Origin of the sequence: Micromonospora sp. NPDC005173, from assembly GCF_040608515.1 — a bacterium.
Lineage (GTDB): Bacteria > Actinomycetota > Actinomycetes > Mycobacteriales > Micromonosporaceae > Micromonospora.
On the sequence record NZ_JBEXIK010000083.1, the window covers coordinates 1 to 14,033 of the forward strand.

Genomic DNA, 14,033 nt, shown 5'->3' on the forward strand with positions numbered 1-14,033 from the left:
GCCGGCGACGCCGCGCACATCCACAGCCCCGCCGGCGCGCAGGGAATGAACACCGGCATCCAGGACGCCGCCAACCTCGGCTGGAAACTCGCCCACGCCCTGCGGGGCGGCGCCACCTCGACGCTGCTGGATACCTACGAGACGGAACGGGCGCCAGTCGGTCGGATGGTGCTGCGCTTCAGCGACCGGGCGTTCACTGTCGCGACCTCCACCAACCCGGCCGTCCGGTTCGCTCGTACCCGGATCGCCCCCGCTCTCATCCCGGTCGTGCTCGCGTCCCGGTTCGTTCGGGCCTCCGCGTTCCGGACGGTTTCGCAGTTGGGCATCAGCTACCGGAACAGTCCGCTGTCGGTGGACGGGCCGCGTCCATCGCGCACCGGTCCACGACCCGGCGACCGGCTGCCCAACGCCCCGCTCCCCGAAGGCGGCACGCTCCACCGGCTCACGGCCACGCCCAGGTGGCACCTGCTGCTGTGCGGGCCGCCACCCGCCTGGTCGAGCGGCGAGACCGTGACATTAAGTCAGCAGTACTCCGACCGGCTCGACGTGCACTGGCTGACCGAACCCGACGCGAGTGAAGCGGCTACCGCCGCCCACGCGTTGCGACAGCTCGGCCTGGCCGCCGGCTCCAGCGGCCTGTATCTGATCCGCCCCGATGGTCACATCGGCTACCGGTCCGCCGGCACCGACATGACTGGGCTGGTGACCTACCTGCAACGCTGGCTCCGCTCGCCACTGCCGTGAGACGGAGCCCCGTCGAGTATCGGCACCGTGCAGCCGTGCCGGTCAGCGCGGGGAGGTCATCGCGCGGTGGTATCGGCGGCCTCCTTAAGCGCTTGGCGTAGGCGTCTGATCGGTGGTACGCCTGACACGCCGGTGTCCTCGATATAGAGCCGGCATGCCATCGCCGGACGGTGGTGGGGTTCGGCGAACGGATCCTGGCCGTCGATAAGGACACCGGGTGAGCCGACGAAGCCGAGCTGCTCGGCCTCAGCCTGGCTGGCCACCACTCGGACGGTGATCCGCACCGTCGCCAGGCCCACCTCGTCGAGTGCTCGGCGCACCACGACAATGCCCGGTCGGCGCCATCGCGACCATCGATCGATGACGTTGCGGCAGCGCCGCTGGTTGATCAGGTGTGCCAGCAGACGGCGGGTCTCTGCGAGGGTGATGGAGATGAGCCCATCGTCGGGATGTTGCCGTCCTCTCCCACTGCGGCGGCCGTGACGGCAAGGTGGTCAGGGTGATGTGGCGGTACCAGGCCTCGTAACGGCGGACCTGGTAGTGGTCGAGGCCGGTTTCAGTTCTGGCCTGCTGGAAGCATTCCTCGATCGCCCAGCGGCGCCGGCGACGCGGACCAGGGCGGTATTGGTGGTGCCGGCGGGCCCGGCGCACAGGTAGAACGCCAGCTCGCCTGGGTCGGTGATGCTGCGACGGATCAGGACCCACCGGCTGCGGCCGGTGTCGTCGACGTCGGGCAGGCCGGCCATGGCCCAGCCGTACAGCCGTGACCCTTTCGACCCAGACCCGGCCGACAGCCGTTTCCACGTCTCGTCGGGGGCTTGTCCGGCGAGGGTGTCGATCCGGGCGGTGGCGACACCCAGTCCGACCTGTTGGTTGCGGGGCACGGCCACCACGTAGCCGACCCGACGCTGGTCGCAGAACGTCCGGAACTTCGAGTCCTGCCCCGTTTGGGGTTCGTGCTTCGCCTCGGGTTACCTGATGGGGTTGACAGGCCGTGCGTCGGCCAGGATGGTCGACGGTGGCGGCTCGTGTAGCCGCCGGCGTAGTTCGGCCGCGCGGTGGGAGTCGATCATAATGACGGCCGCGGTGGCGGCGGTCAGGATGGTCAGCGCCCACAGCGGGGGCAGTGGGCTGGTCGCTGGCGCGAGGATCGCCACCAGCAGGATTCCGGTGGCCCGGACCCAGCGGATTTCGTGCTGGATGCGCCACCAGAATGCCTGGTTGGCGAGAAGGTAGACGACCACTCCGGCGAAAAGGATGGCGTGCCCGAGCGGGTCGCGCGCCGGTCCTGACGGGTCGCTGACCACGTCGAGGGTCTTTCGCAGGCCGAAGGCGAGCAGCATCAGTCCGATGATCATGGGCAGGTGCAGGTAGGTGAACGCGTCGCGGGCCAGTTCGGCTCGCTGGTTGCCGGTCCGGTCGTGCATGACGCGTTCCGCGACGATGGCGTCCGTGTCGAAGTACGCCCACCAGAGGGTGGCCAGGAGGGCCATGCTGGTGGCGACGGCGACGATCACGGACCAGGAGATCGGGCGGCCGAAGACGGCCACTCCTGCCGAGATGACCGACTCGCCCAGCGCGATGAGGATGATCAGGGAGTACCGGTCGGTCCAGTGCTTGGTCGAAGTCACCTGCCAGAACCGCCGCACGACGAGGTAACCCCCGGCGAGGTCGACGACGATGGCCGTCAACCAGAGGCCCGCCACGAGCTGGTTCAGCCCTTCGGGGGGATGTGGCCGCGAGGATGCCAGCGCGGCAAACACCAGCAGGACGAGCGCGGACACGGTCGGGACGCCCGCCCGCAGCAGGTGGGCGCGTGATATCCGGTCTCGACGAAGGACCAGGAGCGCCGTCAGGTGCAGCACGCGCAGCGCGATGTAGCAGGTCACGACGATCAGTGGTCCGGGCAGGCCGTCGGGTACAACGTCGAACGCCTGCGGGATGGCGATGCCGATCGTCAGGGTCAGCGCCACGACCAGAAGGACACTCAACCGCACGGGGATGGACTCGCCCCGAAGGACGTTCCCCACCTGGCCGTAGAGGGACCAGGCCACCCACAGCAAGGTGAGCACAGCCAAGGCCTGGACTACCCCGACCCCCGTAGGCTGTCGAGTCATCAACACCGTCACCTGGATGAACGTGTAGACGACCACCAGATCGAGGAAGAGTTCCTTGGGTGTGACTCCGCTGGTGGCGGCCCGGACCGCCGCGTGCGCCGCCTGCCGGTGCAGCACGTGATGCCGACGGCGGAAGACGGTGAGGTCGGCCAGGACCATACTGGTGAGGACGGCGGCGAGCAGTCCCACCGCGCCCACCGGCGGCAGGCGGACCGCGATCGGAAGCAACGCGGTCACCAGAACGATCCCCAGCAACGGGCTACGACCCAGCAACTGAATGGTGCGGCGCTCGAGGGCCACCAGGCCGAGCAGGTAGGCGATGACACCTCCATAAAGGACGAATGTGCCGAGCTGGTCCCAACGGTCCGCGGTGGCGGGCTCGACTGAACTCAACGCGCGTTTGAGCCCCAGGGCGATGAGGACGAGACCGACGATCATCACGACGTGCAGGACGCTGTACGCGTCCCGACCGAGTCGTGACCTGGTGGCTGCCGGCCGCTGCTCCAGCGCCTGCTCGGCGGCGAATCCGGCAATGTCGAAGTAGCGCCACCAGAGCACTGCCACCACGACGAGGCTCAGGGCGGAGCCCGCGATGACGGACCAGGTGATCGGTGGGTCACCGATGAGACCGCGGCTGGTGCCGATCGAGATGATCGTCTCGCCCAACGCGATGAGCATGACCAGCCGGTGCCGCTCAGCCCAGTGCGGCACGGACACGATCCGCCAGGTGCCCGTGCCGAGCGCCCGCACGCCGATGAAGTCGACGGCGGTGGCGGCGAAGAACAGGGCCAGTTGGACGGAACCACCGTCGACGTCCGAGGGCAGGTGGCGAGGCAGCAGCGCACCGGACAGGAGCAGGACCGCACCACCGAAGAAGGGCAACCATGCGCGTAGAACGGGCCTTCGGGGCCTGTCCGAGACGCTGTATGTCAAGATCAGTAGCGCGATGGACTGGGCCAGCAGGAAGGCGACGACGAAGATCAACGGCCCGAACAAGCCCCCCGGCCGATCGGTGAAGATCACCGGCGCGGCGATGCCGATCAACAGGATGGTCGCGGCCACCCCGAACATGAGCGGCCGCAGGAATCCCCGGTCCACCCGCACGACATTGCCGAGCACGGTATATGAGCTCCAGCAACGCCAGATCAACAGAACCACCAGCACACCCTGGAGCACGCCCTCGATGCGGAAGTTCTCCGCCATGAGGTCCGTCACGCTCAGGAACGCGTACACGAACACCAGGTCGAGGAACAGTTCCAACCGGGTCACCCCGACGCCCCCGGCGGATATCTGAATGCCCCCGAAGAATCGCGTAAGACGCTCGCCCCTCTGCAGCGTTGACCGGCTCCTGGTCACCTTCCCCACTCTGCCATTCGATCGCAGGCAGCGGCGCCGCCTCTGACGGGTTGCTCAAGGGCGTGGCGCCCGGTGCGAAGCTGGCCGAGGGCAAGGTCTGTGGCGAAGACGGTTGCCCCTGGTCGGCGATCCTCGCCGGCACGCAGTGGGCGGCGACAGAGGTGCACGCCAAGATCATCAACATGTGTCTCGGCAGCATCGACCCACCCGATGTCGACCCGCTCGAAGCCGCGGTGAATGACCTGTCGGCCCACACCGGGGCGCTCTTCGTCATCGCGGCGGGCAAGGACGGCTGTGGTTACGGCGTTCACCCAGTCGGCTCACCGAGGACCGCCGTCGCGGCGCTGAGCGCGGCCGCGGTCGCGGTCGCCGACAGGGGCTACATCGCCAACTTCTCGAGCTGCGGCCCTGGCGCCGGTGACTCCGCGCTGAAGCCGGAGATAAGCGCCCCTGGCGTGAACATCACCGTGGCGGTCCCGACGGCGGCTCCACCGCGGCACAGCCGCATCCGACAAAACGGTCTGCTTGCCCCTGCCGTAAACGGACAGCTCCAGTCAAGCGGGCTGGGGCATAGATCGAAGTCGGCCGAACGGGTGCAGGTGTCGACGTTGCGGCGCGTGGGTGCCCGATAACTGGCGGGGTCTCTGGTAAACGGTTCAGCCTCAGCTCACGGCAAGGTCGATGTATGCGGGGTCGTGGTCGGACCCATCACCGCTGATCTGGGTGCGGCGCATCACGTGCGCGGCGGTGACGGTCAGGTCGGGGGTCGTCCAGATCTGGTCGTAGAGGGCGAAGGTGGTGACGCCCTTCGCCCGGTGCCGGTGTGTCCACACGGTGGGGGACAGGTCGGCGAACTTGTCGTCGATGAGGGTCCCGTTGCGGTTGGGGCCGGCGATCGTGGTGCCGCGTTGGATGTGTTCGGTGAGGTTTGCTTGTTGCAGGGCGGCGAGGGTCTCGGCCTCAGGGGCGTCGTTGAAGTCGCCGGTGACCACAACGCGGCGGGTCAGCCGCTGTCGGCGCAGGATCTTGGCGATCGCCGTGGCTTGGTCGCGGCGTCGTTCGGCGATGGCTTTTCGAGCGGCTGCGACCTCGGCGGGGCTGAGGGTGTGTTCGTCGGTGATGAAGTTGCTCTTGAGGTGGTTGACGAGCACGTGCAACGGTTTACCGTCCGGGGCGGCGATCTCGGCTTGAAGGAGGTCGCGGCCGAACACCGGTTCCCCAGCGGGGTTGGGCCAAAACCGCCAGGAGCTGATGCGCGTGATCGGGTGGCGGGAGCAGATGGCAACGTCGATGCGGCGGGGGTCGTTGCCCTCTACGACGACCCGGTAGCGGTAGTCGATGCCCAGGGGGCGCAGGTCGTCGCGGTGGAACGTGTCAAGGGCGTCTTGGTCTTCGACTTCCTGCAGGCACAGCACGTCGGCGTTCAGGGCGGCGATGCGTCGGGCGATCCACGCCCGGGCTTTCGGGTCCTTGCCCTTCACGAGTCTGCCGCGGAAGGTGCGCAGAATTCCGCTCATGTGGGTGCCGTCGGGCAGGACCACCTCGACCACTGACGGTTGCTCGCTGCTCGGCCCGCCTGTTGCGTCCGGCGTAGCGTCGGTGGCGATCTCGGCGAGCGGGGGATTGGCCACGGTCCGGGAAAGCTCCGCCTGGAACGACCAGCGGGAGAACAGGTTGTTGGCGTTGAACGTCGCGATCCTCACAGCTACCGCCCGCTTCCACTGTCCACGGATCGGCCCTTGGATGAGCTTGACGATACGGTCCGCCCGCCCCAAGTGGGCACAACTATCAGCAAGCCGCCAATCCTGGAGCCCGCCGGCCCCGCCTTGGTGACCCCGTCGGGAAGACGTAGAGGTCCGTCGGTGCCTTCAAGCCGCCGCCGATTCAGATCAGCTCATCGACTCTGGCCTCAGGGGTACTACGAACGGCGGAGTGTCACGTAGGCCCTGAGACCCCATGGCCTATTAACCGGCATTTGGGTGAAACTTGTATGCGCCTTACGGCCCTCCGCGGGCGGCCCGCGACGAGCGTCAACGTCCGGAGAAGCTCGGAGCCAGAGCGGCTACAGGTATCGGCAGACCTGCTCGGGTGGGCAGGTGTCCGGTTCGGCGTCGGCGGCGGACTGGTGAAGCTGAGCCACGGTGGAGCGTAGGGCGTGCAGGTCGGCCAGCTGGGCGTCGATGGCGTCGAGCCGTTGGGCGAGCAGTTCGCGTACATGTCCGCAGGGGGCGTTGCCGGCGTCGCGGACGGCAAGGATGTCGCGGATCTGGGCAAGGGTGAATCCGGCGGCGCGACCGCGGCGGATGAAATCGAGCCGCGCGACCGCCCCGTCGTCGTAGTCGCGGTAGCCGTTCCCGTAACGTCCCGCAGGTGGGAGCAGGCCGCTGGCTTCGTAGAAGCGTAGCGTTTTGGTAGTAATGCCGGTTGCGTCGGCGAGTTCCCCGATCCGCATTCGTGGCCTCCTGCCGTCGCGCCTTGACCTTCCCCTGCACTGGAAGGTCCAGTCTGGTACCGGTAGAGCCGTAACGGCCAAGCGGTGTGCGTCATGCCACCGGTCACCAGACGGAAAGGGGCTGTGATGACCGCAGCAGCAGAGCGCCAGCTGGCTGTTGAGCTTCGTTCCGTGCCCGAGTGTCCGAACCTTGGCCCGGCTCGGCAGGAGCTGCGCGCCGCGCTGGCCGACGTCGGGCTGCCGCCGGAGGTTGTCACCGAGGTGGTGGGGGAACATCCGTCACCGTCGATCCTGGTCAACGGCTTAGACGTGATGGGCAGCACCGGTGACGGGTCGGCGGCCTGTCGCCTGGACCTTCCCACGGGCGAGCGCATTCGTGCTGCCTTGCGCCAGGCGATGCGCGCCGAACCCGCCACCGCCGCCGCAGCGGAGCCGAGCCCGGTGGATTGCTGCGCGCAGCCGGGCAACGCTATCCGGACCGACCGACCCCGCCGCGCCGAGCATCTGCCCGACCGCCTCCGGCAGGTGCACCAGACGATCCTCCGCCACTTCTCCACTACTGGAACCGTCCCCACGGACGCCGACATCCGCACTGCTGTCGGCGCCCCGGACCTGGACACCGCCAACGCGCTGCGCGAACTCGCCCGGGAAGACCTTGTCGCTGTCGACAGCGCCGGGCGTCTGGTCGCGGCCTACCCGTTCTCCCCAACGCCAACGCCGCACGTGGTCTCATTCGGCGATGTCGAGGTGTTCGCGATGTGCGCCATCGACGCGTTGGGCATGCCGTTCATGCTCGGCTCCGACGCAACGATCACCTCCGCTGATCCGCACACCGACCAACCGGTCCGCGTGACCATCACCAACGGTGCCGCCACCTACGAGCCGGCCGAAGCGGTGGTCGTCTACGCAGCCACCGGAGACGCTGGCCGCTCCGTGGACACCTGCTGCTCCACCATCAACTTCTTCGCCAGCGCGCCCAACGCTCAGGCGTGGATCACCGCCCATCCCCACCTGGCCGCCACTGTTCTCGACCAGAACCAGGCCGTCACGCTCGGCCGCGACATCTTCGAACCGCTGCTCGCCTGAGGCCGACAGCACCATCACCACCCCGCCGCCGCCGGACCCGACACGAGGTGCATCGATGCAGGGCTCCGCAAAAAGTCAACAGTTCACCGCCACGGTCACCGCAGCCACACGTGGCCGCGTCCTGATCCCGGTCCCCTTCAACCCGGACACCGTCTGGGGCGCCAAGCCCGCCCACCACATTCGCGGCACCGTCAACGGCGTGGGTGTGCGTGCCGTGGTGGAACCAGCGGGCGATGCCTTCGGGTTCACCCTCGGCCCGGCCTGGCTACGGTGCTGCGGCCTGGCCGCCGGCGACACCGTCTCCGTGACCATCGAGCCCGAAGGGCCCCAACGCGGCGACCTCGCCGAAGACGTGGCCGCCGCGCTCGACGCGCATCCGCAAGCCGGCGCGTTCTTCGACTCGTTGGCCCAGTTCTACCGGCGCGCATACCTACGGTGGATCGACGCCACAAAACGCCAACCCGAGCAACGGCCCCGACGCATCGCCGAGATGATCCAACTCCTGGAAGCCGGGCACAAGGAACGCCCGCGCCCTTAGCGACCCGGATCGACGCGGGGTAGTGCCAGCGGGCGTGTAGCAGCGCCTGTAGCAACGATGACGAACGACGGCGGACCACCAATGGCTCTTGACGGGGACGACGAGGGCTGGGCCGGCCGCGGGTGGACGCAACCGGAAGGCAGGGTGGCGTCGGGCGATGTCGGGGAGCTGCGCGCCGGCGGTGACTCGTCGCTGCAGGTGGGCGAAGTTGGTTCGTTCGCCTTCCCACACCACCAGCTCGCCGTCGAGGACGGCACCCGGCTCGACGGCTTCGGTGACGGCTCGGGTGATGTCTGCTGGATATGCCCCGAGCGCTGGCTCGGCACGTTCACCGTTCCGGTCGGCGCCGTCGGATATCAGAATGGTCCGAATTGCCTGGGGCCGCGACCATGGCGGCGCCCCCTACGGTGTGTCGCTCGGCAGGGCTATCCCATGCGGCGCTGGGGCCAGCGCGACCAGACCAACTCGACCGTGAAGAGTTGGTCCTGTCCGCATGTCAGAGATGGTCGGGCTATCTCGTCTCAGGTTGCGAAGACGGGTTTGAGATGAACCGCCTCGACAACAAGGAGCAGGTCATGAGCGAGGAGACGACACACCAGAAGGTCGCGCTGGTCACCGGGGCGAACAAGGGGATCGGTCGTGGGGTTGCCGAGCAACTCGCTGCACTGGGCATGACGGTCCTGATCGGCGCCAGAGACCCGCGGCGCGGCGAGGAGGTCGCTGCGGCGATGCGCGCGGCCGATTGCGACGCGCACGCGGTCACCTTGGACGTCACTGACCAGGCCACCGTCCAGGAGGCCGCGAAGCGGATCGAGGAGCGCTTCGGCTACCTCGACGTACTGATCAACAATGCCGGCATCACCGGCTCCGGCCAGGTTTCACCCGAAGACGCCCGCGATCAAGTCCCCAGCTCCGTCGACCTGGACATGGTCCGAGCGGTGTTTGAGACCAACGTCTTCGGGGTGATCGCGGTGACCAACGCCATGCTGCCGCTGCTGCGGCGGTCACCGGCGCCGCGCGTCGTCAACGTCAGCAGTCACGCCGCGTCGCTGGCTCTTACCAGCGATCCGGACGGGCCCTTCGCGGCGCTGCTGCCGTCGGCTGCGTATTCGCCGTCCAAGAGCGCGCTGACCGCGCTGACCGTGCAGTACGCCAATGAGCTGCGAAAGGACGGCGTCCTGGTCAACGCAGTCGCCCCCGGCTTCGTCGACACGGACAGCAACAACCACACCGGGTTCCTTACGGTCGCGCAGGGCGCCGCAGTCGTGGTGCGGCTGGCTTCGCTCGGCTCGGACGGACCGACTGCCGGGTTCTTCAGCGAGGAGGGTTCGGTGCCCTGGTGATGGCGGCCCTGGACAGCGGGATGTTCTACGTGCCTGGCGACATGGCCGGTCCGCAGGTGCCGGGCCCTGCTGCTGGCCGGCCAACAGGCAGTGGTAATTGATGGTCGAGGGGCGCTGCTTCTCCAATTGGGAGTTCTGCCGCCCCTTGTGGCGGCAGCGATTCAAGGAGGAGGCGGCGTGAGGAAGACCGAAGAGTTCCAGGAGTTGCGGCCGCTGCTGTTTTCGATCGCCTACCGGATTCTGGCCAGTGTGAGCGAGGCCGAGGACGTAGTCCAGGAGACCTGGCTGCGCTACCAGGCCACCGCCACCCAGCCCGGGTCGGCTAGGGCGTTCCTGTCGACCGTGGTCACCCGGATCTCGATCGACGTGCTGCGCTCGGCCCGCGTCCGGCGGGAGGAGTATGTCGGGCCATGGCTCCCCGAACCGCTGCTGACCGACCCGTACGAGGATCCGGCGCGGTCGGCGGAGCTGGCGGACTCGCTGTCGATGGCGGCCCTGCTCCTGCTGCAGCGGCTCACCCCGCTCGAGCGCGCGGTCTTCGTGTTGCGGGAGGTGTTCGCTTTCGGCTTCGCGGAGATCGCATCGGCGGTGGGCCGTTCGGAGGCGGCGTGCCACCAGCTCGCGGTGCGGGCGCGCCGTCACATGGACGCGGGCCGGACCCGGTTCGATGCCGACCGGAGGGAACGCGAGGAACTCGCCGAACGATTCTTCGACGCCTTCCGGGAAGGGGATGTCGACGGTCTGACCGAGCTGCTGGCCGCCGACATTCACATGATCGGCGACAGTGGCGGTAAGGCCCCACAATTCAAGCCCATCATCCTTGGCGTCGAGAAGGTGATCCGGGTGCTGGCGATGTTTGTCCCGCTGGTGATCAGCAGCGGTGGCGTCGTGGAGGCGCAGCAGGTGAACGGCCAGCCGGGCGCAGTCTTCCGCGACCGGGACGGCCAGGTTCTCAGCACCTGGACGTTAGACATACTCGACGGACAGATCCAGACGATCCGCACGGTGAACAACCCCGACAAGCTCGGGCACGTTGGTCCCGTAGCGGACGCCTGGGCATCATTCCGCGAGGCGCGGCACACCAGCGTTGGTCTACGGCGGCCTAGATCCGGCTAGTTCTGTCTCGTAGATCATGTTGGTCGGGGATGGCGCGTAGCCAATCGAGGGTTTCGACCAGGTCGAGAGTTGCCTGGAAATGGGTGGCGAGTTTGTCGTACCGGGTGGCGAGGCCGCGCCAGTGTTTGCGTCGGTTGAAGCCGCGTTCGATACCTGGTTGCGGCGCTTGTAGGCGGTGGTGTCGAAGGTCGGTGGGTGGCCGCCGCGTCGTCCCCGCCGGTTCTGGTTGGCGATCTGGTCGTTGGGCTCGGGGATGACGGTGGTAATGCCCTTGTTCCGTAGAGCCCTTCGGTTCGCTCGGGAGGAGTACGCCATGTCGCCGGTCACCGAGTCAGGTCGCATGCGTGGTCTGCCGACACCACCGGGTCGGGGTGCCCAGACCTGGTGCAGTAGCGGGATCAGTTGCCAGGTGTCAGCTGCCTGGCCGGGGGTGATGCGGGTAGCGAGTGAGCAGCCACGTCCCAGGCCAGGGACCCGGCGACGAAGATCCCGCCGTAGGCGGCCAGGATACGACCGAAGTTCGGATCCGGCTGCAACGGCGCCGCGAACCCGTACGCACCGAGAGCCACGATCCCGGCGGCGATCCACAGCAACCCGCGATGCTCCCGCCAGCCCTGCCAGACCAGCCAGGCCCCGCCGATCTCGGCCACCGCAGCCAGGACGAACAAGACGAAGGAACGCGCGAGTGTCACGACGAGGACCCGACCGAGGTCTCCTCCGGCGACCGATGTGTAGGCGGTTCGGCGCACGCACAGTCCCCACCAGCACATCCGGTGCGGTGCCGGCGGACCCGCCGGGTTGCCCACCACCAAGCGACGCCCGCCGCGACTGCCAAACCGACCGCGACGCCGGGCATCGCCCGGGTGGCGGCGGCCCAGCCGGCACCGCCGAGGAGCCCGGCCGCCAGCAGCAGCGGCAGCACGCAGCATGCCGCGCACGCGACGCCGGCCAACCCGGTCAACCCGGACGGCAACAATCGACGCGGATTAACCCTCGACACGATCAGCTCCCTTGGCTAGTTCCACGAACGGAAGCGGACAGCATGGGCTTTCCGCGCAGGCAACCAGGTCGTCGCAGCCAGCGGCGACAGCCTCACGTAGCGTGTCCCGGATCACCGACAGGTCGGCGATCTTCTGCTCCACCTCAATCAGCTTCGCCTGTGCACGGGCCTGCAACCCGGCCTCGGGACGCCGACCATGCCGGTGAACACTCACGTCCAGTAGGTCGGCGACCTCATCCAGAGTGAACCCGAGCCGCTGCGCGGTCTTGATCACCCGCAGGATCGTGACAGTCTCCGGCGGGTAGAGCCGATGCCCACCCAACGTCCGATCCGGCTCAGCCACCAGACCTCGCCGCTCGTAGTAGCGCAACGTCTGCTGGTTCACCCCCGCCGCCTCCGCTACCTGCCCCGACCGCAACCCCGGCTTCACGCGCCCTCCTGGAGCCCGGCGCGTGCGGCGAGAGCGTCGAGTACGTCGACGTGACCCTCCGGCACCGCGACGTCCAAGGCGAGCTGCCCGCCGGTTGCGGTCAAGGTGAAGGTGAAGAACGAGCAACACCCGGTCTCCCGTGTAACCAGGTCCGCCGCCCGTCCGTCTACCGTCGGCGCGGGCCGCAGCTCCAGCCGCACCCGCAACCGGTCAACGCGCTCCATCCCCACGACCGCTGAGGCGAACAGGTCATCGAACTCGGCCAGCCGCAACGGCTGCTCCACCGTCGGCAGCGTGCACGCCTGCGGCACCCACGACCCCTCACCCAGGGTCCTCATCTCTGTCATGCTCAGACGGTAGGCCTGTACCTAGGTACAGGATGCAAGCCGCTCGCGCGAGTTCCAGTCAGGCGGCCCGGCAAGGTCGACTGGCAGCGAGGAACACGGGCCAGCGAACGGCTGACGTTCAGCTCTAGATCACTCGATCAACAACGGCACCTCAAACGTCGACATGTCCGCCCGTAAACGCAAGTAGCGGACGTGGTGTCGCCACCGGTGATGTTCGTAGGCGGTGTCGACGTCGATTTCCGCGACGATGCTGGGAGTGACGGGGGCGTACGGGAGGGGTTGGGGCCGGTCGAGTTGTCCGGTCCACGCGGCGGGCAGGGGTTGCGGCCAGGGGTGTGACCCCTGCGGGTCGACGGGCGTGAGCAGGGCGGCCAGTTCGGCGCGCTGTGCGGGTCGTAGAGGGCTGGTTCGGCCGGTGTAGCGGAGCCGTCCATGCTGATCGCAGCGGCCCAGCAAGAGGGTCTCGGGGTCTTCGATGCTGGGGGAGACGCCGCCGATGATGGCTTCGGTGGTGCGGTAGGCCCGGACTTTATGCCAGCCACGTCGGCCCGGCTCGTAACGCCCGTCGAGGCGTTTGATCACGACGCCCTCAATGCCCGCGGCGGTCCAGGTCGTCAACCATTCGGCGGCCTGGTCGAGGTCGGCGGTCTGTGGGGACAAGGTGAGTTGGGCGGGTGCGCCAGCGAGCAACTGGGTGAGCAGGGCACGTCGCTCGTGCAGGGGCCGGTCCAATAGCGGTCGGCCCGGTGGGGCGCTGAGCAGGTCGAAGACGACGTAGTGCGCGGGGTGGCGTCGGGCGATGTCGGGGAGCTGCGCGCCGGCGGTGACTCGTCGCTGCAGGTGGGCGAAGTTGGTTCGCTCGCCTTCCCACACCACCAACTCGCCGTCCAGGACGGCACCCGGCTCGACGGCTTCGGCGACGGCTCGGGTGATGTCGGGGAAGTAGGTGGTGATGTCCCGGCCGGCTCGGGACTGCAGGTACACGGTGTCGGGCCGGCGGAAGGCCAGTGCCCGCCAGCCGTCCCACTTCGGCTCGTAGGCCAGGTCCGACGCCTCAGGGACAGTGTCGACGGCCTTCGCCAGCATCGGCGTGAGCGGCGGACGCAGTCCGTCGGTGGTGCCGACACGCCGGCGGGCTGGAGTCACCGCAGGACCGACCCACGACATCGAACTCGAATTTCGCTCACCTCCTCTCACATGGTTGAGGGGCGCACAGGGATGGCGCTGGAAGATGCCGAACGCTCGATGGCGGTAGCAGAACGAGAACCAGGACGAAGTCCGCCGGGTGCGCCCAGCTCGTGCCCGCACGCCAGCGAACCGCTTCGAAGTTTCGTGGCTGCGTTCTCGCCTCTTCACAAACATGCCCTTCGATGGACATGATCGTCGGAGACGGTTGCCGTCCACCCAGTGCCGAGGAGGCCCCCATGCGGGTAACCCGAGTCCCAGCCCGTTTCCCACGCATCACGCGCCACGTCGTCCCAGTCGTCATCGCCGCACTCGCGAG

Annotated in this window: 14 protein-coding genes and 1 pseudogene; 6 read left to right on the top strand and 9 right to left on the bottom strand. The window is 68.1% G+C overall.

The genetic code is table 11. The features are described 5' to 3' along the window. On the top strand, positions 1-744 hold a 744-nt coding region (locus tag ABZV00_RS37105; protein ID WP_355615116.1), incomplete at its 5' end, for an FAD-dependent monooxygenase. Positions 745-800: 56 nt separating this feature from the next. On the opposite strand, the gene ABZV00_RS37110 is transcribed toward ABZV00_RS37105, so the two are convergent. Together ABZV00_RS37110 and ABZV00_RS37115 are read right to left on the bottom strand one after the other, a co-directional pair. Further along, positions 801-1,028 (bottom strand): hypothetical protein, encoded by a 228-nt coding sequence (locus ABZV00_RS37110; RefSeq protein ID WP_355615119.1) that lies wholly within the window; start codon positions 1,026-1,028, stop codon positions 801-803. Positions 1,029-1,715: 687 nt separating this feature from the next. Continuing rightward, a complete protein-coding gene (locus ABZV00_RS37115; protein ID WP_355615121.1) occupies positions 1,716-4,130 on the bottom strand; it encodes a low temperature requirement protein A in 2,415 nt (804 codons plus the stop codon). 104 nt (positions 4,131-4,234) lie between these two features. On the opposite strand from ABZV00_RS37115, the pseudogene ABZV00_RS37120 reads away from it, so the two are divergent. Next, positions 4,235-4,849: pseudogene (locus ABZV00_RS37120) on the top strand (S8 family serine peptidase); the annotation flags it as partial. A 30-nt stretch (positions 4,850-4,879) separates the two neighbouring features. On the opposite strand, the gene ABZV00_RS37125 reads toward ABZV00_RS37120, so the two are convergent. Both ABZV00_RS37125 and ABZV00_RS37130 read right to left on the bottom strand, forming a co-directional pair. After that, positions 4,880-5,920, bottom strand: a complete 1,041-nt coding sequence (locus tag ABZV00_RS37125) for an endonuclease/exonuclease/phosphatase family protein (protein ID WP_355615124.1) — start codon at positions 5,918-5,920, stop codon at positions 4,880-4,882. Positions 5,921-6,279: 359 nt separating this feature from the next. Next, positions 6,280-6,669, bottom strand: coding sequence for a heavy metal-responsive transcriptional regulator (locus ABZV00_RS37130; protein WP_355615127.1), 390 nt, complete (start codon positions 6,667-6,669; stop codon positions 6,280-6,282). Between the two features lie 126 nt (positions 6,670-6,795). Between ABZV00_RS37130 and ABZV00_RS37135 the strand changes: the two genes are divergently transcribed. The 4 genes from ABZV00_RS37135 (at position 6,796) to ABZV00_RS37150 (ending at position 10,752) form a co-directional block, all read left to right on the top strand. After that, positions 6,796-7,755, top strand: a complete 960-nt coding sequence (locus ABZV00_RS37135) for an alkylmercury lyase family protein (RefSeq protein ID WP_355615130.1) — start codon at positions 6,796-6,798, stop codon at positions 7,753-7,755. Between the two features lie 55 nt (positions 7,756-7,810). Then, the gene (locus ABZV00_RS37140) at positions 7,811-8,293 is read left to right on the top strand and encodes a YdeI/OmpD-associated family protein (RefSeq protein WP_355615133.1); all 483 of its coding nucleotides are present in this window, start codon (positions 7,811-7,813) and stop codon (positions 8,291-8,293) included. Positions 8,294-8,868: 575 nt separating this feature from the next. Then, positions 8,869-9,636 carry an SDR family oxidoreductase gene (locus ABZV00_RS37145; RefSeq protein WP_355615136.1) on the top strand — a complete coding sequence of 256 codons (768 nt, stop codon included), beginning with the start codon at positions 8,869-8,871 and terminating at the stop codon, positions 9,634-9,636. A 177-nt stretch (positions 9,637-9,813) separates the two neighbouring features. After that, positions 9,814-10,752: an RNA polymerase sigma-70 factor gene (locus ABZV00_RS37150; protein ID WP_328415258.1), complete on the top strand. Its 939-nt coding sequence runs from the start codon at positions 9,814-9,816 to the stop codon at positions 10,750-10,752. Here the strand turns inward: ABZV00_RS37150 and ABZV00_RS37155 are convergent. The 5 genes from ABZV00_RS37155 to ABZV00_RS37175 all read right to left on the bottom strand — a co-directional run bounded on the left by ABZV00_RS37155 (position 10,729) and on the right by ABZV00_RS37175 (position 13,675). After that, positions 10,729-11,217, bottom strand: a complete 489-nt coding sequence (locus tag ABZV00_RS37155; protein ID WP_355615145.1) for a transposase — start codon at positions 11,215-11,217, stop codon at positions 10,729-10,731. The two genes, ABZV00_RS37150 and ABZV00_RS37155, sit on opposite strands and share 24 nt — an antisense overlap. After that, the gene (locus ABZV00_RS37160; RefSeq protein ID WP_355615148.1) at positions 11,151-11,444 is read right to left on the bottom strand and encodes a YnfA family protein; all 294 of its coding nucleotides are present in this window, start codon (positions 11,442-11,444) and stop codon (positions 11,151-11,153) included. Before ABZV00_RS37160 ends, ABZV00_RS37155 begins: the two co-directional genes overlap by 67 nt. A gap of 294 nt (positions 11,445-11,738) precedes the next feature. After that, the gene (locus tag ABZV00_RS37165; RefSeq protein ID WP_328415260.1) at positions 11,739-12,182 is read right to left on the bottom strand and encodes a MerR family transcriptional regulator; all 444 of its coding nucleotides are present in this window, start codon (positions 12,180-12,182) and stop codon (positions 11,739-11,741) included. Further along, on the bottom strand, positions 12,179-12,529 hold the full coding sequence (locus ABZV00_RS37170; RefSeq protein WP_355615139.1) for a hypothetical protein: 351 nt from the start codon (positions 12,527-12,529) through the stop codon (positions 12,179-12,181). The genes ABZV00_RS37165 and ABZV00_RS37170 overlap by 4 nt, the downstream gene beginning before the upstream one ends. Before the next feature lie 129 nt (positions 12,530-12,658). Continuing rightward, positions 12,659-13,675, bottom strand: coding sequence for an ATP-dependent DNA ligase (locus tag ABZV00_RS37175; protein ID WP_355615142.1), 1,017 nt, complete (start codon positions 13,673-13,675; stop codon positions 12,659-12,661). Positions 13,676-14,033: the final 358 nt, after the last annotated feature.